The organism is Saccharothrix sp. NPDC042600 (genome assembly GCF_040647305.1).
In the GTDB taxonomy this organism is placed as follows: domain Bacteria; phylum Actinomycetota; class Actinomycetes; order Mycobacteriales; family Pseudonocardiaceae; genus Actinosynnema; species Actinosynnema mutabilis.
Genome location: NZ_JBEZBW010000017.1, coordinates 1 through 20,768 on the forward strand (window position 1 = coordinate 1; position 20,768 = coordinate 20,768).

A 20,768-nucleotide genomic window follows, 5' to 3' on the forward strand; every position below is an offset into this window, starting at 1 on the left:
GGGTGCCCGTCGGCGACCCGATGGAGGTCGCGCTGCACGCCCTGGCCGCCCGGCTCGGGGTGGACGGGCCACCGCCCGACGCCGTGCGCCGCCCGTTCGACCCGCGCCGCCGGCGCTCGTCCGCCGTGGACTCCGACGGCGTGCACGTGATGGGCGCGCCGGACGCGGTGCTGCCGTTGTGCCGCGACGACTTCGGCGCGCACGACGAGGTGGAGCGCCTGGGCCGGGAGGGGTTGCGGGTGCTCGCCGTCGCCCGGCGGCCCGACGGGGACACCGAGGAGGACCTGACCCTGCTGGGCGTGGTGGCCCTGCAGGACCCGCCCCGCACCGACGTGGCCGAGTCCGTCGCGGCCTGCCGCACCGCGGGCATCCGGCTCGCCATGGTCACCGGCGACCACCCCGCCACCGCCCGCGCCATCGCCGAGCAGGTCGGCCTGCTCGGCCCCGACCGGCTCGTGGTGACCGGCGCGGACCTGCCGGACGACGACGCCGCGCTGGGCGAGCTGCTCGACCGCGACGGCGTGGTGGTGGCCCGCGTGACGCCGGAGGACAAGCTGCGCATCGCCCGCGCCCTCCAGCACCGCGGCCACGTGGTGGCCATGACCGGGGACGGGGTCAACGACGGGCCCGCGCTGCGCGCCGCCGACATCGGGGTCGCGATGGGCGCCTCGGGCACCGACGTGGCGCGCGAGGCCGCGGACCTGGTGCTGCTGGACGACCACTTCGGCACCATCGTCGCCGCCGTGGAGCTGGGCCGGGCGACCTTCGCCAACATCCGCCGCTTCCTGACCTACCACCTCACCGACAACGTCGCCGAGCTGACGCCGTTCGTGCTGTGGGCGTTGTCGGGCGGCTCGTTCCCGCTCGCGCTGAGCGTGTTGCAGGTGCTGGCGCTGGACATCGGGACCGACCTGCTGCCCGCGCTCGCGCTGGGCGCGGAACCGCCCAACCCGCGCACCCTGCGCGGCCCGGCCCGCACCGGCGGTCTGCTCGACGGCTCGGTGCTGCGGCGGGCGTTCGGCGTGCTGGGACCGGCGGAGGCGGTGACGTCGATGGCGGCGTTCGCCGGGGTGCTGTGGCTGGGCGGCTGGGACCTGGACGACCCCGCGCTGCTCGCGACCGCGTCCGGGACGGCGTTCACCGCGATCGTGATCGGGCAGCTGGCCAACGCGTTCGCGTGCCGCAGCGCCACGAAGCCGGTGCGGACGTTGCGCGGCAACCGGTTGCTGCTCGGCGCGGTCGCCTTCGAGGTGGCGGTGCTGGCGGTGTTCCTGTTCGTGCCGCCGCTGCCGGGACTGCTGGGCGGCGGCCCGCCGAGCGCGTGGGGGTGGCTGTTCGCCGCCGCCGCGGCACCCGCGGTGCTGCTGGTGGACGCGCTCTACAAGAAGGTCACCGCACGAGCCGGCGCAACGCGAAACCGGTGACGGCGGCCATCGTCGCGGCCATCAGCACCCCGCCCGCCGCGCCGACGAGCACCACGGTCGCGGCGGGCTGGCCGGGCCGCCACAGGGGCGTGGTGAAGGCGGCGAAGACGGTCAGCGCCGCCGCCCACGCCAGCCCGTTGGCCCAGATCCAGCCCGCCGACCGGGGCACCCACCGCCGCAGCACCAGCCACTGCGCGCAGCCGATCGCCACCAGCGCCGGCGGTCCCGCCACGACCGCCACCGCGACGAGCAGCGGCAACGGCCACCGCGCGGCCCGTTCGCCGAGCGCGACCGCCGTCATGGCCACCGACCAGGTGAACCCGGCATCCAAAACGGTCGCCACCACCCACGCCCGCGCGTCGAACCCGCGCACCACCCGCCGCAGCACGTGCGCCTGCGCCGCGCCGAGCACCGCGCCCTCGACGCACCCGGCGAGCACCAGCGCCACCGGCGCCGTGCTGACCGCGCCGACCACGGCCGGCACCGCGAACCCGACGGCCTCACCGGCCGTGACCCACCAGAACCACCGCTTCACACCCACGACGATCGACCGGTCCGGGCCGCGGGGGCAGTAGCGAAGGTCCCGTCCCACCAGGGACCGCGCCCGCACGGCGAAGGGATCGCTGTCCGCCCGGATCAGACGCCCGCACGGCTGAGGGGGACCGCACCCGTCCCGGCGCGGTCCCCCTCAGCCGTGCGGCGTCACCGGGCCCGTTGGAGCACCAACCGCCGTTCCGCCGACCCGATCACCCTGCGGGTCGCCGCCACCGCGTCGGGGTTGACCGACACCGACGTGATGCCCATGCGCACCAGGTGCTCGGCGAAGTCCGGCCGGTTGGACGGGGCCTGGCCGCACAGCGACGACGTGATGCCGGCGTCGCGGCAGGCCGTGACGATCCGGCCGATGAAGTCCAGGACCGCCGGGTCGGACTCGTCGAACAGCTCCGCGCACACCTCCGAGTCGCGGTCCACGCCCAGCACCAGTTGCGTGAGGTCGTTGCTGCCGATGGACACGCCGTCGATGCCCATCCGCGCGTACTCCGGGATCCAGTACGCCACCGACGGGACCTCCGCCATGACCCACCGGTGCAGTCCGCGCTGCCGGCCCAGCGGGCTGCGGTCGATCTGCTCCAGGCACGCCTCCAGCTCCCACTTGGTGCGCACGAACGGGATCATCAACCCCAGGTTCGGCGTCTGCTCCCGCACCCGCGCCAACGCCTGCAACTCCAGCGCGAACAGCATCGGGTCCCGCACGTACCGGTAGCAGCCGCGGAAGCCGATCATCGGGTTGTGCTCGACCGGCTCGAACTCGCCGCCGCCGGACAGCTCGCGGAACTCGTTGGTGCGGAAGTCCGTGGTCCGGTAGACCACCGGCCGGTCGCCGAACGGCCGGGTGATCCGCAGCAGCGAGTCCGACAGGGCGTGCAGGAACTCCTCGCTGCCGTGCCGGGCCAGGAAACGGCGCGGGTGCTCGGCGTTGAGCGCCTCGGTGAGCATGAACTCCGCGCGCAGCAGCCCGACCCCGTCGACCGGCAGCGCGGCGACCTCCTCGGCGTGCTCGGGCATCGCCAGGTTGACGTACACGCGCGTGCCCAGCGCCTCGACGGCGGTCACCACCGGCGTCCGGTCCGCGGTCACCACCGGGGCGCTCACCGCGCCGGCGACGACGGTCCCGGCGCTGCCGTCCACGGTCACCTGTTGCCCGTCGCGCAGCACGGCGGTCGCGGAACCCGTGCCGACCACGCACGGCACGCCCAGTTCGCGCGCCACGATCGCGGCGTGGCAGGTGATGCCGCCGCCGTCGGTGACCACGGCCGCCGCGCGGCGCATGGCGGGCACCCAGTCCGGGTTGGTCATCCGCGCCACGAGGACCTCGCCGTCGCGCAGCTTCGAGCCCTCGGCGGGGGAGCCGAGCACGCGGACGCGGCCGGTGGCGGTGCCGGGGGACGCGCCGAGCCCGGAGACCAGCGGGCGGGCCCCGCCGGCGGGTTCGGGCAGGGTCGTGATGGGCCGCGACTGCACCAGCCAGCACTCGCCGCCGGTGATGGCCCACTCGATGTCCTGGGGCGTGCCGTAGTGCTGCTCGACGCGCACCCCGAGCCGGCCCAGCGCCTCCGCCTCGGCCGGGTCGAGCACCCGGCGCGCGGAGTCCTCCGGACCCAGCGGCACGCGCAGGTCCCGCCCGTCGGCGCCGCGCACGATCTTGTGCGTCTTGCGGCCCACACGAGTGTCCACAAGGGACACCTCGTCGCCGCCCTCGCGGCGCAGGGTGTAGGTGTCCGGCTCGACCGCGCCGCTGACCACCACCTCGCCCAGCCCGAACGCGGCCTCGACCACGACCGCGCCCCGGTCGCCGGTGGCGGGGTCGGCGGTGAACAGGACGCCGGACCGCTCGGAGTCCACCATCCGCTGCACCACGACGGCGATCGCGGGCTCCTCGGCCAACCCCTGCTCCGCCCGGTAGGCCAGCGACCGCGCCCCGAACAGCGACACCCAGCAGTCCACCAGCCGGCCCAGCACGTCGTCCTCGCCGGTGGTGTTGGTGAACGTGCTGTTCATGCCCGCGAACGACGCCCCGGCGGTGTCCTCGGACGTCGCCGACGACCGGATCGCCACCGACCCGCCCAGCTCCCGGTAGGCGGCCCGCACGTCGGCGGCCACCTCCGGGGCCACCCCGGCCGACCGCACCAGCTCCTGCAGGCGTTCCACGACGTCGTCGTCGGGCGAGACCAGAGCTTTGGCCAGCAGCTCGTCCAGCTCCGCGCGCACCGGCCGCACCGACGCCAGGTAGGCGTCGGCGGTCACCACGAACCCCGGCGGCACGGGCAGCCCGGCGGCGGTCAGCTCGCCGAGGTTGGCGCCCTTGCCGCCGGCCACGGCCGTGTCGCGCACGCGCAGCTCCGCGAAGTCCCGGACGTACCGGCTCATACCCTTTCCCACCCTTCGATGACGCCCTCGACGGCGCGCCGCGGGGTCGCGGGCAGCGGCGCGGTCTGGAACGGGGCCCAGCCCACGCGCAGCACGATCTGCGGGCACAGGGCGTCGTCCAGCACGGCCGACCGGACGCGGTCGCGGGTCGCGGCGACCTCCAGCGGCTGGCTGATCGGCGTGGTCGCCAGGCCCGCGACGGTGGCCTCCAGCAGCACGGCGCTGAGCGCCTCGCCCGCGCGCAGGACCGACAGCCGGTCGTCCGACGACGTGCCCAGCACCACCAGGGCCGCGCCGTCGTCCTCCCACTCCCCGGCGTGCTCGTCCACCAGCTCACCGCCGGGGAACTCGCGCAGCTGCACGTCGCCGTGCCGGGGCAGCCCGGCCGGCGCGTTCGCCGCGGGCACGCCCTCGTCGTCGGCGTGGGTGCCGCTCCACGCCGAGGTCTCCGACCGGTAGAACGGGTCGCCGTCCTGCACGGCGGCGGCCTGCGCGATGGCCGTGGTCAGGTCGAACCGCGCCCGCGAGCCGGTGACCTCGCGGAGGATCGCCCCCTCGGCCGTCGCCCGGTCCTCCAGCAGCAGCAGCACCGCGCGGGGCACGCCCCAGGACGAGAAGCGCCGCCGGTCGGTCCGCCGCCGCGGGATCGCCCCGGCCAGCGCGACCTCGTCCTCGGTCGGCTCGTGGGGCGTGAACTCGACCGCCGCCAGGTGGTGCGGCTCGGCCGGGTTGGGCAGGCGGTGCACGACCGCGCGCAGTCCCATCGCCGCCAGCGCCACCCGCAGGTGGTGCAGGGCCGCGCCGCAGCTGAGCAGCAGGTCGCGGCCCTCGGGGTCGGTGGCGGGCAGCCTGCGCGAGTCGTCGGCGTACAGGTGCACGCTCCGGTCGCCGATCCGCCACCGCCAGGGCTGGGTGTTGTGCACCGAAGGGGCACGGCACGCCAGCGCCAGGGCGGCCCGGACCGTGGCGTGGTCGGGACGGCCAGGCTCCATCGGGCTCACCTCCGCACTCGTGTCCATGCCTCGACAGTGACCCGGCGGCCGGCCCGGCGAGAGGGTCGGAGGTCCCCACCCGGCAGGGACCCGCTCCTCCGCCGCCGGGTCCCCGACGCCTCTGGGCGGTGCGCGGGCGCCGGGGCGACGGTGGGGGCGGGAGGTTGTCGTGACCGGACTGGTGATCGCGGGCGGTGGGATGAGCGGGCTGAGCCTGGCCGCCCACCTCGCGCCGCTGCCGGTGACCGTCGTGGACGACGGGCGCCGGGACGTGGCGGCGCTGTCGTGGGCGTCGTGGGCCGACCGGCCGGGGCTGCTCGACGCGGCCGTGTCCCGGCGGTTCGACCGGGTGCGCGTGCACGTCGGCGGGCGGACCCGGGTGCTGGGGCTCGGGCGGTACCGGTACCGGGTCGTGCGGGGCGCGGACCTGCTGCGCGTGGTGCGGGAGCGGGCGCCGGGGTGCTCGTTCGTCCGCGGGCGCGTGTCGGAGGTCGGCGACGGGCGGGTCGTCGTGGACGGTCGCGAGCTGGCCGCGCGCTGGGTGTTCGACAGCGTGCGCGAGCCGCCGCCGGCGCAGGCCCTGTTGTCCTTCCACGGGTGGCACGTGCGCTCGGAGCGGCCGGTGTTCGACGCCGGGGTGCCCACGCTGTTCGACTTCCGCACGGCGCAGCTCGGCGGCGCGAGCTTCGTCTACGTGCTGCCCGTCGACGCGCACCGGGCGCTGGTGGAGCACACCTCGTTCACGCGGTCCGCGGTGGACTCGGCGGACGCGGTGCGCGAGTACCTGGAGGACGTGCTGGGCGCGGGCGACTTCGTCGTGGAGCGCGCGGAACGGGCGGTCCTCCCGCTGTCGGCGCGGGAACCGGTGCGGCGGCGCGGGTCGGTGCTGGAGATCGGCACGCCCGGCGGCCTGGTGAAGGCCTCGACCGGCTACGCCTACCAGCGGGTGCAGCGGGACAGCGCCGCCATCGCGGCCTCCCTGCGCCGGCACGGGCACCCGTTCGACCTGCCCGTGCCGCCCGGCCGGTTCCGGCTCTACGACGCGGTGCTGCTCGACGTGGTCGGGCGGGAGCCGGCGCGGTTGGAGCAGGCGTTCGCGGCGTTGTTCCGGTACGGGACGGCGGAGCCGGCGTTGCGGTTCCTGGACGAGCGGACCTCGCCGGCCCAGGAGGCGCGGCTGTTCGCGGCGATGCCCGCCGGGGTGTACCTGGCGGCCCTGCGCCGTCGGGTCAGTGGGCGCCGTAGGGTCAGTGGGCCGCGGTGACGCGCGGGTCGCGTTGGGCCGGCACGTGCGGGACCGCCGGGTGGCGCACCACGAGCACCGGGCACGTCGCGTGGTGCAGGGCGGCGCGGGTGACCGGTCCGGGGTCGCCGGTGACCAGCAGGTCGGTGTCGGCGTAACGGGTGATCGCCTCGTGCGGGTGCATCCGGGCCAGCACGGACGTGTGCCGCACACCGCGCAACAACTGGTCGGCGTGCGCCACCGGCCACCGCGCGTCGTCCACGCGCACCGGCAGCGGCGGCACCGCGTGCAGCACGCGCAACGCGCAGCCCCGCAGCCGCGCCAGCTCCACCGCCTCGGCGAGCACCGGCGCGTCGTGCACGGTCCCGGTGACCAGCGCGGTCACCCGGTCGAACGTCGGGCGCGGGTCGCCGCGGACCACCACGACGTCGCACGCCGCGTGGTCCACCACCGCGAGCAGCGGTCGGCGCAACGCGAACGGCCCGGCGTGCCCGACCACCACCGCCCGGGCGCGGGCGGCGGCGACCAGCAGGTCCGGCGGGTCGCACGGGCAGGTCTCCAGCGGCGCGCCGAGCAGGCGGGCGAACCCGGTCGCCCACCCCACGGCGGCGGCGCCGGCCGGCGTGCGGTCGGCGGCCACCACCACGGGCGCGGTCATCGCGCCCCCAGGGCGCGCCGCAGCCGGTCGAACTCGTCCTCGTCGATCTCGCCCCGGGCCAGCCGCAGCTCCAGCGTGCGCACGGCGTCGTCGTCGCGCGTGGGGCGGCGCAACGCGACGACCGCGAACGCCACCACGGTGCCGACGACCGCCAGGGTCGCCAACGTCATGAACAACATCCCGGCCCACCCGGGTCCGTAACCGCCGTACCAGTGCATCACGGCCGGCTCCTCTCTGGTCCTGCCCGAGGTCAGTCGGACATGGCGAGCAGTTGGTGCTTCAACTTGTCCTGCAACAGGTCCACGGCCTCGGTGTAGGTCGCGGCGGCGGCCTTGGCGTTGACCGGGACGCCGTTCACGTCGAGCCGGCCGTGCGCGACGACCAGGTGCGGGCCGTCGAAGTCCAGGCGCGCGGTGGCGACCGGGACGTCGGCGGGCGCGTAGCGGGCCAGCGCCCCGACCTTGGCGCGGGCGTAGTCGCCGGCCGCCGAGGGGATGCCGTGGGCCAGTTCGGTGTGGATGTTCGCGATCTCGTGCATGGCCGAATCGTCGGTCGGCGGGCGAGCGGCCCCACAGTGGCCAAGGTCCCGACCGAACAGGGACCACCGGGACGACCAACGACTCTGTGCCCGGCCGCGGGCCGGCGGCAGCGTGGGGGTGGACACGAGGAGGTCGGTGGTCATGACGACGTATCCGGTCCGGGTGCGCGCTCGGCTCGACCCGGGGCTGAACCGGTGGCTGTGGCTGGTGAAGTGGTTCCTGGCCATCCCGCACTACGTCGTGCTGTCCCTGCTGTGGGCGGCCTTCGCGGTGCTCAGCGTGGTCGCGTTCGTGGCGATCCTGGCGACCGGCCGCTACCCGCGGTCGCTGTTCGGGTTCAACGTGGGCGTGCTGCGGTGGACGTGGCGCGTCGCCTACTACACGTTCGGCGCGCTGGGCACCGACCGGTACCCGCCGTTCAGCCTGGGCGAGGAGCCGGACTACCCGGCCACGCTGGACATCGCCTACCCCGATCACCTCTCGCGCGGCCTGGTGCTGGTGAAGTGGCTGCTGGTCGTGCCGCACCTGCTGGTCGTGGGCGTGTTCCTCGGCGGCGGCGGGTACCTGGCGACGCGCGGCGGCGAGTGGGCCTTCGGGCTGGTGGGGCTGTTCGTGCTGATCGCCGGGGTGGCGCTGCTGTTCACCGGCCGCTACCCGCGCGGGGTGTTCGACTTCGTGCTGGGCATGGACCGGTGGGCGTTGCGGGTCGCGGCCTACGCGGGCCTGATGACCGACGCCTACCCGCCGTTCCGCCTGGACACCGGCGGTGACGAGCCCGGCACGGCCACCCTCGACCCGCCGCCGCCCGCCGCCGCCCCCGCGCCCGCGCGCGGTTCGGCCGGCCGGGTCGTCGCCGCGGTGTTCGGGGTGCTGCTGCTCGTGGCCGGCACGGGGTTCGCGGCCACCGGCGCGGTCGCGCTGTGGGCGCACCAGACCGAGCGCGGCGCGGACGGGGTGCTCGCCACCCCCGCGCAACCGCTGCACAGCGACGGGTACGCGGTGGAGATGGGCGGGTTCGACCTGCACCGCACCGGCACGGGCTGGTTCCTCGGCGAGGACTGGCTCGGCGCGGTGGGGCTGCGCGCCGACCGGGACGCCTTCGTCGGCATCGGCCCGGCCGACGACGTCGCCCGCTACCTGTCCACTGTGGACCGCGACCGGGTGGTGGAGGTCGGCGAGCGGGTGGGCTACGAGCACGTGACCGGTGGCGCGCCGACGTCCGCGCCGACCGCCCAGCCGTTCTGGGTCGCCTCCGGCGTCGGGTCGCTGACCTGGGACGTGCGGCCCGGCCGCTGGACCGCCGTCGTGATGAACGCCGACGGCGCGCGGGTCGTGGACACCGCCGTCACCGCCACGGCCACCCTGCCCGCGCTCGGACCGGTGGCCTGGCTGCTGGTCGCCTCGGGCGCGCTGCTGCTGCTGTTGGGCGGTGTCCTGCTGTTCACCGCCGTCTTCCGCTTCGACCGGACCAGAGGAGAGCCTTCCCATGCGTGAGCCCGAGATCGAGACCGTGATGACCCGCGAGGTGGTCACCGTCCGCCCCGCCACGCCGTTCAAGGAGATCGTCGAGCGGCTGGCCGCCGGGTCGTTCAGCGCGGTGCCCGTGGTGGACGACGACGGCCGCCCGGTCGGCGTGGTCTCCGAGGCGGACCTGCTGGCCAAGGAGGAGTACCGCGGCGGGGTCGAGGAGCGGCCCGGTGTGCTGGCCGGGCGCGCCCCGCGGCGGCGGTGGCGGCAGGCGCACGGCGTGACCGCGCGGGACCTGATGACCGCGCCCGTGCGCACCACCACCCCGGCCACCCGGATCAGCGACGCGGCGCAACAGCTCGCCTCCGCCGGCGTGCGGCGGCTGTTCGTGGTGGACCGCGACGGGAAGCTGGTCGGCGTGCTGTCCCGCCGGGACCTGCTCAGCGTGTTCCTGCGCGGCGACGACGAGGTCGAGGCGACCGTCGTGCGGGACGTCCTGGGCCGCGCGCTGTGGCTGGACCCGTTGGCGGTGACCGTGGAGGTGACCGACGGCGTGGTGACCCTGCGCGGGCACATCGAGCGGCGCAGCGAGGCGGACATGGCGGTCCGGCTGACCCGCGCGCTGCCCGGCGTGGTCAGCGTGGACCCGCACCTGTCCTACGGCTGGGACGACACGGCGTCGGCGGCCCGCTACACCACGGGAGGGTGACCATGACCACGAGCAGGACCGTGACGGTCGGCGTCGACGGCTCGGAGTCCGCGCTGGACGCGGTGCGCTGGGCGGCGGAGGAGGTCCGGCTGCGCGGTGGCCGGCTGCGCCTGGTGCACGCCGAGTCGCCGCTGTTCGACGCGCCCGACCTGGAACGGCGGGTGCGCGCCGCGTTGCGCGAGGCGTCCTGGCGGGTGGTGCGCGAGGCGGCCGAGGTGGTCGATCCGTTGGTGGAGCTGGAAGTCCACGTCGAGGTCGGCGGACCGGCGCAGGTGCTGGCGGTGGAGTCCGCGCACGCCGCGCTGCTGGTGCTCGGCACGCGTGGCCTGGGCGGGTTCGGGGCGCTGGCGGTCGGGTCCACGGCCATCGCGGTGACGTCGCACGCGGCGTGCCCGGTGGTGGTCGTGCGCGGCGACAAGCCGACCCGTCCCGGCCCGGTGGTCGTCGGTGTGCACGGCGGTCCGCACAGCGTTCCGGTGCTGGCCAAGGCGTTCGCCGAGGCGTCGGCGCGCGGTGCGGGTGTGGTGGCGGTGCACGCGTGGCACCCGGTGGTCGGTGACGTGGTAGCGATGTCCGCGGGCATCGACCTGGCCGAGTACGACGCCCTGCACGGCGGCCGGCTGGCCCGGCTGGTTTCCCCGTGGCGGGCGAAGTACCGCGACGTCCCGGTCGAACTCGTCGTCGACCGCGGTTCGGCGTCGGCGGTGCTGCTGGGCCGGGCCGAGGACGCGGCGCTGGTGGTCGTGGGCGGCCGGGGCCGCAACTCGCTGACCGGCCTGTTGCTGGGCTCGACGTCCCACGCCCTGCTGCACCACGCGCCGTGCCCGGTGATGGTTGTGCACACCCCGGCGGAGGACACGTGACGCGCGTGCTGGTCGCCTACGCCACCGCCGAGGGCTCGACCCGGGGCGTGGCCAGGCGGGTCGGGACCGTCCTGGCGCGCCACGGGCACGACGTCGTGGTGCGCGAGGTCGCCGACGTGACCGGGCTCGACGGGTTCGACGCGGTCGTGCTCGGCAGCGCGGTGCACGACGAGGCGTGGCTGGCCGGGGCGACGGCGTTCGTCGCGGCCCACCGCGCCGAGCTGGCCCGGGTGCCGGTGTGGGCGTTCAGCGTCGGCATGCCCGACGCGCTGCCCGGCGTGTTCGCGCGGGCGGTGCGGGCGGAGGGGGCCGTCCTGCTGGACGACCTGCGCGCGCACGTCACCCCGTTGAGCCACCGGCTGTTCTCCGGCGTCACCCGGCCCCGGCAGTACCCGTGGCCGCGCCGGTTGCTGTTCCGCCTGGCCGGCGGCCGGTTCGGCGACCACCGCGACTGGCCGGCGATCGACCGCTGGGCGCACGAGATCCACCGCGCCCTCTCCACCGCACCGAGGAGCACCGCGTGAGCACGTCCCTGACCTTCCTCGGCGGCACCGGCACGGTGACCGGCAGCAAGTTCCTGTTCGACACCGGCCGCGCGGCCGTGCTCGTGGACTGCGGCCTGTTCCAGGGCCTGGCGCCGCTGCGCCGCCGCAACTGGCGCCCACCGGAGCTGGACCTCGACCGCCTCGACGCGGTCGTGCTGACCCACGCCCACCTGGACCACTGCGGCTACCTGCCGGTGCTGGCCCGCAACGGCTGGCGCGGCCCCGTCTACGCGACGGAGGGCACCGCCGAGCTGGCCGCGATCGTGCTCGCCGACAGCGCCCACCTGATGCAGGAGGACGCCCGCCAGGCCAACGAGGGCGGCTGGACCAGGCACCGCCCGGCGCTGCCGCTCTACGACACCGACGACGCCGCCGCGGCCCTGCGCCTGTTCCGCCCGGTGGACTTCGGCGCCACCGAGGCCGTCGCGCCCGGCGTGGCGCTGGAGTTCGGCCGCGCCGGGCACATCCTCGGCTCGGCGTGGGCGCACCTGGACCTCGGCGGGCGCACCGCGGTGGTCAGCGGCGACCTGGGGCGGCAGGAGCACCGCGTCCTGCGCCCGCCCCAGCCGCGCCCGGACTGCGACGCCCTGCTGGTGGAGTCCACCTACGGCGACCGGTCCCACGACGACGCCGAGGCGACCAGGCGGCTGGCCGACACCGTCAACCGCACCGTGCGGCGCGGCGGCAGCGTGCTGGTGCCCGCGTTCGCGGTGGACCGCACGGAGGTCGTGCTGGTGGAGCTGGCGAAGCTGGTGCGCTCCGGCGCGATCCCGGACCTGCCGGTGCTCGTGGACAGCCCGATGGCGCTGGCGTCGCTGCGCGTCTACCGCAAGGCGATCGCCAACCAGCGCCCCGAGATCCGCCCGGAGCTGTTGGACGCGTCCGACGACGTGTTCGACCCGGGCCACCTGTCCGAACTGCGCACCGCCGAGCAGTCGATGCGCGCCAACCGCCCGGAGACGCCGTCGATCGTCATCTCGGCGTCGGGCATGGCCACCGGCGGACGCGTGCTGCACCACCTGAAGTCGATGCTGCCCGACCCGAAGCACACCGTGCTGATCGTCGGCTACGCCGCCGCCGGCACCCGCTCCCGCCGCCTGGCCGACGGCGCCCGCGAGGTGAAGATCCACGGCCGTTACGTGCCGGTCCGCGCCGAGATCGAGGTGATCGACGCGTTCAGCGCCCACGCCGACGTTGGCGAGCTTGTCGCTTGGACGACGACGGGAACGCCGCCTTCCGCCACTTACGTCGTGCACGGCGAACCGGAGAGTTCCGAGGCTTTCGCGTCACGCCTGACCGCGGACCACGGGTGGAACGCCGTCGTGCCGCGCGACGGGGAACGCGTGCTGGTCTGACCCTGTGGTTCACGACGGCGGCGTAGGCGGCGTGCGTCCCTTGCGGGAGAGGCACTTCGTCTACGCCGCCTCGTGCCGTCACATCCGGGACCGGCGGGCGACGTCCCGCAGCGAGGCCGTGATGGTGATGCCGATCAGGCTGTTGAGCACGGCGGTGGCCACGCGGGCGCCGGGGTCGAGGTCCAGGCTGAGCGGTACGACGGCGGTGATCGCGGTCAGCAGCAGCACGCTCCACGTGAAGAAGTGCACCGGGTCCGGTGTCGTGGTCAGCAGCAGGTGCAGCAGGCCGGTGGCCGCGAACGCGCACCCGGCCGCGGCGATCGTGTAGGTGAGCGTGTCCGCCACATCGCCCTGCGGGGCGAGCACGGCGAGGTCGAGCAACCCGCGCGCCACCAGGGTGCCGACGACGGCGAGCAACCCGGACACCAACGCGGTGGCCGCCCCGCCGGCCCACAGGCGGCCCGCCGAGTACGGGCGCAGGACGTCGTCCTCGGGCGGCGCGGGGTGTTCGATCTCGAACCGCTTGGTGGGGTCGTGGCGGGGCCGGGTGTCGTTCCTCCGGTCGGTCATGGTGGTACCCCTCTCTCGGGTGGGCCTCGTGCCCGTCACCCGAGGGTCCCTCCGGCCGTTCCCGGCAGGCAGTGCCCAAAGACCCGTCGCGCCGGGGACAAAACGCCAGGTAGCCGCACATGTGCGGCTACCCGGGGACCGTCCGCCCCCGGCTACTCCGCGGGGGTGGCGCGACGCAGGCGCAGCCCGACACCGCCGGTCGCGAGGAGGACGGCTCCGGCGACGAGCAGCAGCCAACCACCGCCGACCGCGCCGTCGGTCCAGTCCCACACCGCCTCGGTCACGACGACCGTGGTCGCCACGACCCCCGCCACCAACAACACGATCGTGCGCGCCTGCACGTAACCCGCGAAGCACACCACGGCCAGCGCCGCGGTCAGGACGTAGGCCCAGACCGCGTCGTCGGACGAGCCAAGCGGTTGCTGCGCGCCGAAGAACGCGACCACCGCGCCGATCGCGAGCCCCAACCGCCGGTGACGGACCAAGCGACCCGCCGACACCAACAGCCACACCGCGCCCAACCCGAACAGGCACAGCCCCATCGCCGGCGGACCGGCGGACGGGTCTTCGCCGACGAACGCCATGACCGCGACCACGCTCAACGCCCCCGACACCAGCAAACCCGCACCGGTCGGGACCACCGCGTAACCCGCCACCGCGACCGGCAGCCCCACCGCGGCTCCGACGAGCACGACGTGGTCGTCCACCGCGACACCGCCGGCCAGCGCCGCCGTGATCGAGGCGAGCGCGAACAACACGCCCACGACCCGGTGCGCGACCGTGCCCGCGTCGAGCCGCAGGAGGGCGCGGGGCCCGCCCCCGACGAGCACCCCCGCCACCACCAACAACACCGTGGCCGCGAGCGGCAGCACCAGTCGGCCCACGCGCGGGAGGTCTTCCCACGCCGCACCGACCAGCAACACCGCGCCGCCCAGCAGAAGACCACCGCCCACGTACCCGGCGGCCTCCACCAGCCGCCCCGCCCGGGACGTCACCGCCGGCGCGCCGTCCAGGGCACCCCGCACGGCCCGCTCCTGCTCCGCCGAGATCACCCCGTCCCGGACCAGGCCGCGCAACGCGGCGGACTGCCGCTCGTCCACGGCTCCTCCTCAGGCTTCCGGTCCGTCCGCGGGCCGGTCGCCCTCCACCGTCTCCCGCCGCTGGACCTCGATCGTCCAGTCCCCGGCCAACGCCGCCACGGCCGCGACCGCGGTCACGACCGGCGCGGCGACGGCGGCGACGACGCCCGCGGTCACCGGGACCTCCATCACGGTGTGCCCCTTGGCGTCCTTGATGACCAGCCGCCGGACAGTGCCCTCGTGCAGGAGCTCCTTGACCTTCACCACGAGCGCCTCACCGCGCAACCGGTGCACCTTCTCCTCGACGTGCTGCGACATGACCAATCCTCCTGTTCGGCTGACATGATCAGTGTCCGACCGGACCGACAACCCCGACCGCAGCCGGAAGTCCCGCGACACCAGGGACTTTCGAGGGCTAGATGTCCCGGCGGCTCAGCAAGGCGGTCGCCGCTGCCGTCGCCGCCACCGCCAGGACCGCCGTCACCACCAGCGCCGGCGTGTACGACGACGGCGCGGCTCCGCGCAGCAGACCGTCCAGCGCACCGACCAAGCGGCTCGGCAGCCATCGGCCGAAGGTGCCGAGCGGTTCGAGCAGCGCGGCCGACAGGAGGACACCCAGGCTGGTGAGGGCCGTGCCCACGACGCCGCGCAGCACCGCCGCCGCCAGTGCGGTCAGGGCCACCGCGAACGCCAGGTACAGCGCCATGCACGCGACCCCCAGCACAGCGCGGCCCACGGGCGGTGCGCTCAGCAGGACCGCCGTTTCGTACCAGGCCGCCGCCGCGCCGAAAGCGAACGCCCCCACCCCGGCCGCCGCGTTCACCACGACCTTCGGCACCACCACACGCCACAGGGCCGCCACCCGCGTTCGCAGGAACACAGCGCTGTCGCGTTGCGCGTCGAACGCCAGCGCCGCGGCGGCGACCAGCACGAGCACCGGCAACCCCAGTTGCACCGCGTTCTTGACGTACCCGGCCATGCCGTCGGCGGCCGTCGCGGGCGGCAGGACGACCTCCACCCCGCCGAAGCGGCGGATGATCTCCGGCAGGTAGCGGACCGAGATCGGGCCCACCAGACCGAACAGCCCGTACACCGCGAGCAGCGCGACCAACCGGCGCGTCCGCACCAGGCGCAGCCACTCCAACCGCCACAGGCTCACCGGGTCAACTCCAGGAACACGTCCTCCAGGTCGGCGCCGCGGCGGTCCACCCGCAGGACGTGCGCGCCGACGTCGGCGAGGACCCGGACCAGGTCGGTCTCGGCGTCGGCGGGCGAGGAGGTCTCGACGACCAGCTCCTCGGCGCCGGTCCGCCGCACCGCGGCCACCCACGGGCGGGCGGCAAGCGCGGCCTCCACCGGTTCCAGCGGCGGCCGGCAGCGCACCACCCACGTGGGCGCGGCACGTCCCACCAACAAGTCGTCCAACGCGCCCTGGTGCAGCAGGCGGCCGTCAGCGAGCACGCCGACCCGGTCGCACACCTCCTGGACGTCCGCGAGCAGGTGCGTGGACAGCACCACGGTGGCCCGGCCGCCCATGCGCGCGATCAGTTCCAGCACCTCCCGCCGCCCGGCGGGGTCCAGCGCGGAGCACGGCTCGTCCAGCAGCAGCAGTTCCGGATCGCCCACGACCGTGGCCGCGATGCCGAGCCGTTGCAGCATGCCGCGCGAGTAGCCGCCGACGCGGCGGTGCGCGGCCCCGGTCAACCCCGCGTCCGCCAACACCTCGGCGACGCGCCGGCCGGGCACCTCCGGCGCGGTCAGGGCACGGGCCAGGCCGACCACTTCGGACCCGGTCAGCCACGGGTCGAACCCGGGCGTGTCGGGCAGCACCGCCACCCGCCGCCGGTCGCACGCGAGGTCCACCGCGCCACCGGTCGGCCGCCGGAGTCCGGCCAGGACGGCCAACAACGTGGTCTTGCCCGCCCCGTTGGGCCCGACGAGCCCGTAGACGCTGCCGCGCGGCACGACCAGGTCCACCCCGGCCAGCGCCTCGTGCCGCCCGTACCGCTTGCGCAGCCCGGCGGTCGTCACCGCGTTCACCGGTCCCGCCGCCCGGCGAACAGGTAGACGATCCCGCCCAGCGGGATGGACAGCAGGCACACCAGCGCCCACGCCCACTTCGGCAGCCCCCGCACGGGGTGGTGGGCGATGTCCCACCAGCACCAGCCCACCCACCCCAGCGCGAGCAGGACGACCGGCAGCAGCGCGGCGATCGGGATCTGTTCCACCACCCCATCGCAGCACCCGCCGGGTGACGCCGCCGGGGGCCGAAGTCCCGTCGCCACGGGGCCGCAAGACCCGACCGGGGGACGGCTTTCACCGAGCCCGACCGGCGGAACCACACGGAACGACGAGTCGCGAACCGGCGCGCGAGGCCAACCCTGGACCACGCCGCCGGGTGGGGCGGATGCTGGCGGGACCCCGTTGCGCGGGAGAGGCGCGGTGTTGGCAGGGAGCACCGCGCGCGTGGAAGGGGGCACCTCCGCACGTGGATGTCGCGCGTCCGACACACAGCACTCCGCGGCGCACCAGGAGTGCCCCCTTCCCGCCGCCCGCCGGCTGCGGACCGCTCCTGCCCGCGGCGCGCGGCCGCCACTCGTCTGCCGTGCGCGGCCGCCACTCGTCTGCCGTGCGCGGACCGCTTCCATCTGCCGGCCGCGGGCTGCGGTCGTCGCGCGCGGACCTATGCCGGAATGGCCGCTGCCCCGCGCGGTCGCCGTGCAGTACTGTCGCCGCCGGCCGAAGCCGTGGTGTCGCACCCGCTCTGGTCGGGAGCGGCCGTTCCGGTGCCGCCGGCGGAGGTCCTCGACGCAGTCCCTGCCCGACACGACCGTCTGACAGGATGGGTCGGCTATGCCGGACGACGACGCCGCCGACGAGCGGAGAGCCAGGCTGTGGACGTGGATCCGCGAGCTCGCCGACCGGGACGGGTCGGCGGTCGCCGTGCGGCACGTGTGCGCGGTCGCCGTGGCGGTGCTCGGGGCCGAGGACGTGGTGGTCTACCAGACCTCCACGGACGGGAACTGCGAACCCGTCGCGGTCACCGGGCCGCTGGCCGACCGGGTCAGCGAAGCGGAGATCACCTTCGGCGAGGGCCCGGCCCTGGAGGCGATGGTCGACGAGCGGCTGGTCGTGGCGGCCGACCTGGAGGCCCGCAAGTGGCAGGTGTGGTGGCCGGTGTTCGCGCCGTTCGCCGTGGCCGAGGGCGTCCGCGGGGTCACCGCGTTCCCCATCGTCATGGGCGCGGTCGTGATCGGGGGCCTGGAGGCCTACCACCGCTCGCCGGTCGCGCCGGACCGCGAGCGGCTGGTCGACGGCCTGCTGCTGGCGGACGCGGCGTTGCTGGTGCTGCTGCGCGGCGACTTCGAGGGCACCGGTGACGACCCGTTCAGCGACGGGCTGGAAGCGCGCTGGGCGACGGTCCACCAGGCCACCGGCGCGGTGTCGGTGCAGCTGGGCACCGACCTGGCGACGGCGTTCGTGCGGCTGCGGGCGCACGCCTACCGCACCGGGCGGCGGCTGGGCGACGTCGCCGCGGACGTGGTGGCGCGCAGGGTGACCTTCAGGCCGGAGTCGGGGCGGGAACCCGACGCCGAGGCGGAGCAGGGGTGATCGGGGTGTGGGAACAGCGGATGGTGCGCAGCCTCGTGGAGCTCGCGGACGTCCTGGTCGCCGGCGCGGACGTGATCGAGTTCCTCCAGGCGGTGACCGAGCACTGCGTCGCGGCGCTGGAGGCGGACGCGGCGGGCGTGCTGCTGGCCGACCACGGCGGCGCGCTGACCGTGCTCGCGGCCAGCGACGAGGGCGCGGCGCTGCACGGGCTGCTCGACGCCCGGGACGGACCGGCCCGCGAGTGCTACCAGCGCGGCGCGCCGGTGCGGTGGGACCTGACCGCGGCGAACTCGACGGGGTTCGCCGCGCTGGCCGGCGACGCGGGGTTCGGCGCGGCGCACGCGGCCCCCATGCGGCTGCGCGAGCTGACCGTGGGCGTGGTGACGGTGTTCCACCGCGCGGGGTCGCCCCACGGGCACACCGGCCGGTTCACGCAGTCCTTCGCCGACATGGCGAGCATCGGCATCCCGCACGTGCGGTCGCGAGAGCACCCGGAGCTGGTGGCCGAGCAGGTGCGCACGGTCGTGCGCGACCGCGTCGTCGTGGAGCAGGCCAAGGGCGTGCTCGCCGAGCGCCGCGGCATCGACGTGGTCGAGGCGTTCGCGGAGATGCGCGCGTGGGCCCGCCACCACCGGACCCAGGTGGTGGAGGTGGCGCGCGCGGTGCTGGAGAACGGCCCGGCGGTCGCCGACCTGGTCCACCGCCGCGACGGCTGACCCCCGGCCTCACACCCCCGGCGCCGCACCACCGGGCGTCACACCCCGGCGTCACACCACCGGCCGGAGGGTCGCGACGACCGACTTGTAGAGTTGAAGAAGTCTTCAACTCCTCGACCGTCGGAGGTCCGGCGTGCCCCTCCCGCTGCACGAGGCCAAGGCCGAGTTCTTCCGCATCCTCGGGCACCCCGTGCGGATCAGGGTGCTCGAACTCCTCCAGGACGGCCCGACCCCGGTGCGCGACCTGCTGGCCGACATCGGGATCGAGGCGTCGAGCCTCTCGGCGCAGCTCGCGGTGTTGCGCCGCTCGGGCATCGTGCAGGCCACCCGGGACGGCACGACCGTCGTGTACGCCCTGACCAGCGAGGACGTGGGCGAGCTGCTGCGGGTGGCGCGGAAGGTCCTGCGGGGCCTGCTGGCCGGGCAGAACGAGCTGCTGGCGATGCTGCGCGAGGAGGAGCGGCCGTGACGGCGTTCCTGCCGGCCCGGGCGGACTGGGTCGGCGCGACCCGCCGCGACCTGCTCGCCGGGGTGACGGTCGCGGTCGTGGCGCTGCCCCTGGCCCTCGGGTTCGGCGTCGCCTCCGGGTTGGGCGCGGCCTCGGGCCTGGTCACGGCCGTCGTGGCGGGGGCGCTGGCGGCGGTGTTCGGGGGTTCGAGCCTCCAGGTGTCCGGGCCGACGGGCGCGATGACGGTGGTGCTGGTGCCGATCGTGGCCCGGTACGGCGTGGACGGCGTGCTGACCGTCGGGCTGCTCGCGGGCGTCCTGCTGGTGCTGCTGGCGGTGGCCCGTGCGGGGCGTTACATGCGGTACGTGCCCGTGCCGGTCGTGGAGGGGTTCACGATCGGCATCGCGGCGGTGATCGCGTTGCAGCAAGTTCCCGCCGCGCTGGGGGTCCCCACGCCCGGCGAGGACCACGTCGTGCGGGCCGTCGGCGCGGCCTTCGCGGAGTTCGCCGCGGCGCCGCGGTGGGAGCCGGTGGCGCTGGCCGGCGGCGTGGCGCTGGTGGTGCTGGCGGGCGCGCGGTGGCGGCCGGGTGTGCCGTTCTCGCTGCCCGCGGTGGTCGTGGGCACGCTGGCCGCGCAGTGGTTGACCGTCGACCGCATCGGGGACCTGCCGGCGACGCTGCCCGCGCCGTCGCTCGCGTTCCTCGACCTCGGCGCGGTGTGGTCGCTGCTGCCCTCGGCGGTGGCGGTGGCCGCGCTGGCGGCGCTGGAGAGCCTGCTGTCCGCGGCGGTGGCCGACGGGATGAGCGTCAACCAGCGGCACGACCCGGATCGCGAGCTGTTCGGGCAGGGCCTGGCCAACCTGGTCGTGCCGCTGTTCGGCGGGGTGCCCGCCACGGCCGCCATCGCGCGCACCGCGGTCAACGTCCGCTCCGGCGCGACCTCGCGGCTGGCCGCGTCCACCCACGCGGTGGTGCTGCTGCTGATCGTCCTGGTCGCCGCGCCGTGGGTGGCCCGCGTGCCGCTGGCGGTGCTCGCCGGCGTCCTGCTCGCCACGGCGGTCCGGATGGTCGAGGTCGGCTCAGTGCGCGCGCTGGTGCGGTCGGGCCGCTCCGACGCGGCCGTGCTCGCGCTCACCGCCGTGGCGACGCTCGCCCTGGACCTCGTCACCGCGGTGATCGTCGGTCTGGTGCTGGCGGGGGTGTTCGCGCTGCGCGCGGTGTCGCGGACGGCGCGCCTGGAGGAGGTGCCGCTGGAACCGGGCGACCACCGGGAGGAGGAACGCGCGCTGCTCGCCCAGCACATCGTCGCCTACCGCCTGGACGGCCCGCTGCTGTTCGCCGCGGCCCACCGCTTCCTGCTGGAGTTGACCGAGGTCGCGCCGGTGTCGGTGGTGATCCTGCGGATGTCGAGGGTGTCGGCGATCGACGCCACCGGCGTGCACGTGCTGCGCGACGCCGTGCGGCGCCTGGAGCATCGGGGCATCACGGTCCTGGTGTCCGGGGTGCGCGCGGAACACCGGCGGGCGCTGGGCGCGCTGGACGTGCGCGCGTTCGACCACACCCCGGACGCCATCGAGCACGCCCGCGCCCTGCTGGCCGAGCGCGACATCCTGCCCTGAC

General features: G+C 75.6%; 23 protein-coding genes. 11 read left to right on the plus strand and 12 right to left on the minus strand.

What is annotated here, in order from left to right:
• On the plus strand, positions 1-1,424 hold a 1,424-nt coding region (locus tag AB0A74_RS14220), incomplete at its 5' end, for an HAD-IC family P-type ATPase (protein WP_358249380.1).
• On the opposite strand, the gene AB0A74_RS14225 is transcribed toward AB0A74_RS14220, so the two are convergent.
• The 3 genes from AB0A74_RS14225 to AB0A74_RS14235 form a co-directional block, all read right to left on the minus strand.
• The gene (locus AB0A74_RS14225; RefSeq protein ID WP_358249382.1) at positions 1,390-1,959 is read right to left on the minus strand and encodes a hypothetical protein; all 570 of its coding nucleotides are present in this window, start codon (positions 1,957-1,959) and stop codon (positions 1,390-1,392) included. The genes AB0A74_RS14220 and AB0A74_RS14225 overlap by 35 nt on opposite strands.
• Before the next feature lie 167 nt (positions 1,960-2,126).
• Entirely contained in the window at positions 2,127-4,352 is a 2,226-nt protein-coding gene (gene ppsA, locus AB0A74_RS14230; protein ID WP_358249383.1) for a phosphoenolpyruvate synthase, read from the minus strand.
• Positions 4,349-5,344 (minus strand): NAD(P)H nitroreductase, encoded by a 996-nt coding sequence (locus tag AB0A74_RS14235; protein WP_358249385.1) that lies wholly within the window; start codon positions 5,342-5,344, stop codon positions 4,349-4,351. The genes ppsA and AB0A74_RS14235 overlap by 4 nt, the downstream gene beginning before the upstream one ends.
• 169 nt (positions 5,345-5,513) lie before the next feature.
• Here AB0A74_RS14235 and AB0A74_RS14240 point away from each other — a divergent pair, with 169 nt between their 5' ends.
• Positions 5,514-6,608 carry a lycopene cyclase family protein gene (locus tag AB0A74_RS14240; RefSeq protein ID WP_358249386.1) on the plus strand — a complete coding sequence of 365 codons (1,095 nt, stop codon included), beginning with the start codon at positions 5,514-5,516 and terminating at the stop codon, positions 6,606-6,608.
• Here AB0A74_RS14240 and AB0A74_RS14245 read toward each other — a convergent pair.
• The 3 genes from AB0A74_RS14245 to AB0A74_RS14255 are packed head-to-tail and all read right to left on the minus strand — an operon-like array spanning position 6,592 to position 7,783.
• Entirely contained in the window at positions 6,592-7,245 is a 654-nt protein-coding gene (locus AB0A74_RS14245) for a universal stress protein (protein ID WP_358249388.1), read from the minus strand. The genes AB0A74_RS14240 and AB0A74_RS14245 overlap by 17 nt on opposite strands.
• Positions 7,242-7,463: an SHOCT domain-containing protein gene (locus AB0A74_RS14250; RefSeq protein WP_358249532.1), complete on the minus strand. Its 222-nt coding sequence runs from the start codon at positions 7,461-7,463 to the stop codon at positions 7,242-7,244. The genes AB0A74_RS14245 and AB0A74_RS14250 overlap by 4 nt, the downstream gene beginning before the upstream one ends.
• A gap of 32 nt (positions 7,464-7,495) precedes the next feature.
• Positions 7,496-7,783: an HPF/RaiA family ribosome-associated protein gene (locus AB0A74_RS14255; protein WP_358249390.1), complete on the minus strand. Its 288-nt coding sequence runs from the start codon at positions 7,781-7,783 to the stop codon at positions 7,496-7,498.
• Between the two features lie 142 nt (positions 7,784-7,925).
• On the opposite strand from AB0A74_RS14255, the gene AB0A74_RS14260 reads away from it, so the two are divergent.
• Genes AB0A74_RS14260 through AB0A74_RS14280 form a run of 5 tightly spaced genes read left to right on the plus strand, consistent with a single transcriptional unit; the run spans position 7,926 to position 12,723 of the window.
• Positions 7,926-9,278, plus strand: a complete 1,353-nt coding sequence (locus tag AB0A74_RS14260; protein ID WP_358249392.1) for a DUF4389 domain-containing protein — start codon at positions 7,926-7,928, stop codon at positions 9,276-9,278.
• Positions 9,271-9,960, plus strand: a complete 690-nt coding sequence (locus tag AB0A74_RS14265; RefSeq protein WP_358249393.1) for a CBS domain-containing protein — start codon at positions 9,271-9,273, stop codon at positions 9,958-9,960. The genes AB0A74_RS14260 and AB0A74_RS14265 overlap by 8 nt, the downstream gene beginning before the upstream one ends.
• A gap of 2 nt (positions 9,961-9,962) precedes the next feature.
• On the plus strand, positions 9,963-10,823 hold the full coding sequence (locus AB0A74_RS14270; protein WP_358249395.1) for a universal stress protein: 861 nt from the start codon (positions 9,963-9,965) through the stop codon (positions 10,821-10,823).
• A complete protein-coding gene (locus AB0A74_RS14275) occupies positions 10,820-11,347 on the plus strand; it encodes a flavodoxin domain-containing protein (RefSeq protein WP_358249397.1) in 528 nt (175 codons plus the stop codon). Before AB0A74_RS14270 ends, AB0A74_RS14275 begins: the two co-directional genes overlap by 4 nt.
• The gene (locus AB0A74_RS14280) at positions 11,344-12,723 is read left to right on the plus strand and encodes an MBL fold metallo-hydrolase (RefSeq protein WP_358249398.1); all 1,380 of its coding nucleotides are present in this window, start codon (positions 11,344-11,346) and stop codon (positions 12,721-12,723) included. The genes AB0A74_RS14275 and AB0A74_RS14280 overlap by 4 nt, the downstream gene beginning before the upstream one ends.
• Before the next feature lie 78 nt (positions 12,724-12,801).
• Here the strand turns inward: AB0A74_RS14280 and AB0A74_RS14285 are convergent, their stop codons facing one another.
• From AB0A74_RS14285 to AB0A74_RS14310, 6 genes are all read right to left on the minus strand, one after another.
• Positions 12,802-13,293 (minus strand): DUF6069 family protein, encoded by a 492-nt coding sequence (locus tag AB0A74_RS14285; RefSeq protein WP_358249399.1) that lies wholly within the window; start codon positions 13,291-13,293, stop codon positions 12,802-12,804.
• 152 nt (positions 13,294-13,445) lie between these two features.
• On the minus strand, positions 13,446-14,393 hold the full coding sequence (locus AB0A74_RS14290; protein WP_358249401.1) for a DUF2157 domain-containing protein: 948 nt from the start codon (positions 14,391-14,393) through the stop codon (positions 13,446-13,448).
• A 9-nt stretch (positions 14,394-14,402) separates the two neighbouring features.
• Positions 14,403-14,690, minus strand: coding sequence for a DUF4342 domain-containing protein (locus AB0A74_RS14295; RefSeq protein ID WP_358249403.1), 288 nt, complete (start codon positions 14,688-14,690; stop codon positions 14,403-14,405).
• Between the two features lie 97 nt (positions 14,691-14,787).
• Positions 14,788-15,531: a hypothetical protein gene (locus AB0A74_RS14300; protein WP_358249405.1), complete on the minus strand. Its 744-nt coding sequence runs from the start codon at positions 15,529-15,531 to the stop codon at positions 14,788-14,790.
• Positions 15,528-16,403 (minus strand): ABC transporter ATP-binding protein, encoded by an 876-nt coding sequence (locus AB0A74_RS14305; protein WP_358249407.1) that lies wholly within the window; start codon positions 16,401-16,403, stop codon positions 15,528-15,530. Before AB0A74_RS14305 ends, AB0A74_RS14300 begins: the two co-directional genes overlap by 4 nt.
• A 5-nt stretch (positions 16,404-16,408) precedes the next feature.
• Positions 16,409-16,600, minus strand: coding sequence for a PLD nuclease N-terminal domain-containing protein (locus AB0A74_RS14310; protein WP_343939931.1), 192 nt, complete (start codon positions 16,598-16,600; stop codon positions 16,409-16,411).
• Between the two features lie 625 nt (positions 16,601-17,225).
• On the opposite strand from AB0A74_RS14310, the gene AB0A74_RS14315 reads away from it, so the two are divergent.
• From AB0A74_RS14315 to AB0A74_RS14330, 4 genes are all read left to right on the plus strand, one after another.
• Entirely contained in the window at positions 17,226-17,984 is a 759-nt protein-coding gene (locus AB0A74_RS14315; RefSeq protein WP_358249409.1) for an ANTAR domain-containing protein, read from the plus strand.
• Positions 17,981-18,700 carry a GAF and ANTAR domain-containing protein gene (locus tag AB0A74_RS14320; protein WP_358249411.1) on the plus strand — a complete coding sequence of 240 codons (720 nt, stop codon included), beginning with the start codon at positions 17,981-17,983 and terminating at the stop codon, positions 18,698-18,700. Before AB0A74_RS14315 ends, AB0A74_RS14320 begins: the two co-directional genes overlap by 4 nt.
• Before the next feature lie 133 nt (positions 18,701-18,833).
• Positions 18,834-19,169 carry a metalloregulator ArsR/SmtB family transcription factor gene (locus tag AB0A74_RS14325; protein WP_358249413.1) on the plus strand — a complete coding sequence of 112 codons (336 nt, stop codon included), beginning with the start codon at positions 18,834-18,836 and terminating at the stop codon, positions 19,167-19,169.
• Complete coding sequence (locus AB0A74_RS14330) at positions 19,166-20,767, plus strand: SulP family inorganic anion transporter (RefSeq protein ID WP_358249415.1); 1,602 nt, start codon at positions 19,166-19,168, stop codon at positions 20,765-20,767. Before AB0A74_RS14325 ends, AB0A74_RS14330 begins: the two co-directional genes overlap by 4 nt.
• Position 20,768 lies beyond the last annotated feature (1 nt).

Coding starts and splice junctions, on each gene's coding strand:
- ppsA (WP_358249383.1), bottom strand. CDS start 4,352: ATGAGCCGGTACGTCCGGGACTTCGCGGAGCTGCGCGTGCGCGACACG.
- AB0A74_RS14235 (WP_358249385.1), bottom strand. CDS start 5,344: ATGGAGCCTGGCCGTCCCGACCACGCCACGGTCCGGGCCGCCCTGGCG.
- AB0A74_RS14245 (WP_358249388.1), bottom strand. CDS start 7,245: ATGACCGCGCCCGTGGTGGTGGCCGCCGACCGCACGCCGGCCGGCGCC.
- AB0A74_RS14250 (WP_358249532.1), bottom strand. CDS start 7,463: ATGCACTGGTACGGCGGTTACGGACCCGGGTGGGCCGGGATGTTGTTC.
- AB0A74_RS14255 (WP_358249390.1), bottom strand. CDS start 7,783: ATGCACGAGATCGCGAACATCCACACCGAACTGGCCCACGGCATCCCC.
- AB0A74_RS14260 (WP_358249392.1), top strand. CDS start 7,926: ATGACGACGTATCCGGTCCGGGTGCGCGCTCGGCTCGACCCGGGGCTG.
- AB0A74_RS14265 (WP_358249393.1), top strand. CDS start 9,271: ATGCGTGAGCCCGAGATCGAGACCGTGATGACCCGCGAGGTGGTCACC.
- AB0A74_RS14270 (WP_358249395.1), top strand. CDS start 9,963: ATGACCACGAGCAGGACCGTGACGGTCGGCGTCGACGGCTCGGAGTCC.
- AB0A74_RS14285 (WP_358249399.1), bottom strand. CDS start 13,293: ATGACCGACCGGAGGAACGACACCCGGCCCCGCCACGACCCCACCAAG.
- AB0A74_RS14295 (WP_358249403.1), bottom strand. CDS start 14,690: ATGTCGCAGCACGTCGAGGAGAAGGTGCACCGGTTGCGCGGTGAGGCG.
- AB0A74_RS14315 (WP_358249409.1), top strand. CDS start 17,226: ATGCCGGACGACGACGCCGCCGACGAGCGGAGAGCCAGGCTGTGGACG.